The sequence below is a fragment of the Acinetobacter sp. 22323 genome (assembly GCF_052044895.1).
Lineage (GTDB): Bacteria > Pseudomonadota > Gammaproteobacteria > Pseudomonadales > Moraxellaceae > Acinetobacter > Acinetobacter schindleri.
Window position 1 is genome coordinate 1 of sequence record NZ_JBQEOL010000046.1, and the last position, 1,498, is coordinate 1,498.

A 1,498-nucleotide genomic window follows, 5' to 3' on the forward strand; every position below is an offset into this window, starting at 1 on the left:
TGGTGGGTCTGACAAGACTTGAACTTGTGACCCCACGCTTATCAAGCGTGTGCTCTAACCAACTGAGCTACAGACCCTCAGATACATCGTCATGAAGAACAACTTGTTGTGGATTCTTACCAATCGTCAATCTTTCGTTAAGGAGGTGATCCAGCCGCAGGTTCCCCTACGGCTACCTTGTTACGACTTCACCCCAGTCATCGGCCACACCGTGGTAAGCGTCCTCCTTGCGGTTAGACTACCTACTTCTGGTGCAACAAACTCCCATGGTGTGACGGGCGGTGTGTACAAGGCCCGGGAACGTATTCACCGCGGCATTCTGATCCGCGATTACTAGCGATTCCGACTTCACGCAGTCGAGTTGCAGACTGCGATCCGGACTACGATCGGCTTTTTGAGATTAGCATCCTCTCGCGAGGTAGCAACCCTTTGTACCGACCATTGTAGCACGTGTGTAGCCCTGGCCGTAAGGGCCATGATGACTTGACGTCGTCCCCGCCTTCCTCCAGTTTGTCACTGGCAGTATCCTTAAAGTTCCCGGCATTACCCGCTGGCAAATAAGGAAAAGGGTTGCGCTCGTTGCGGGACTTAACCCAACATCTCACGACACGAGCTGACGACAGCCATGCAGCACCTGTATCTAAGTTCCCGAAGGCACCAATCCATCTCTGGAAAGTTCTTAGTATGTCAAGGCCAGGTAAGGTTCTTCGCGTTGCATCGAATTAAACCACATGCTCCACCGCTTGTGCGGGCCCCCGTCAATTCATTTGAGTTTTAGTCTTGCGACCGTACTCCCCAGGCGGTCTACTTATCGCGTTAGCTGCGCCACTAAAGCCTCAAAGGCCCCAACGGCTAGTAGACATCGTTTACGGCATGGACTACCAGGGTATCTAATCCTGTTTGCTCCCCATGCTTTCGTACCTCAGCGTCAGTATTAGGCCAGATGGCTGCCTTCGCCATCGGTATTCCTCCAGATCTCTACGCATTTCACCGCTACACCTGGAATTCTACCATCCTCTCCCATACTCTAGCTTTCCAGTATCGAATGCAATTCCTAAGTTAAGCTCAGGGATTTCACATCCGACTTAAAAAGCCGCCTACGCACGCTTTACGCCCAGTAAATCCGATTAACGCTCGCACCCTCTGTATTACCGCGGCTGCTGGCACAGAGTTAGCCGGTGCTTATTCTGCGAGTAACGTCCACTCACTTTAGGTATTAACTAAAGGAGCCTCCTCCTCGCTTAAAGTGCTTTACAACCAAAAGGCCTTCTTCACACACGCGGCATGGCTGGATCAGGCTTCCGCCCATTGTCCAATATTCCCCACTGCTGCCTCCCGTAGGAGTCTGGGCCGTGTCTCAGTCCCAGTGTGGCGGATCATCCTCTCAGACCCGCTACAGATCGTCGCCTTGGTAGGCCTTTACCCCACCAACTAGCTAATCCGACTTAGGCTCATCTATTAGCGCAAGGTCCGAAGATCCCCTGCTTTCCCCCGTAGG

General features: G+C 52.7%; 1 tRNA gene and 1 rRNA gene. Both read right to left on the reverse strand.

From position 1 onward, the window contains the following. Positions 1 to 77 (reverse strand) — tRNA-Ile (locus ACTJIX_RS14810). Between the two features lie 61 nt (positions 78 to 138). Next, positions 139 to 1,498: ribosomal RNA gene (locus ACTJIX_RS14815) — 16S ribosomal RNA — on the reverse strand; the annotation flags it as partial.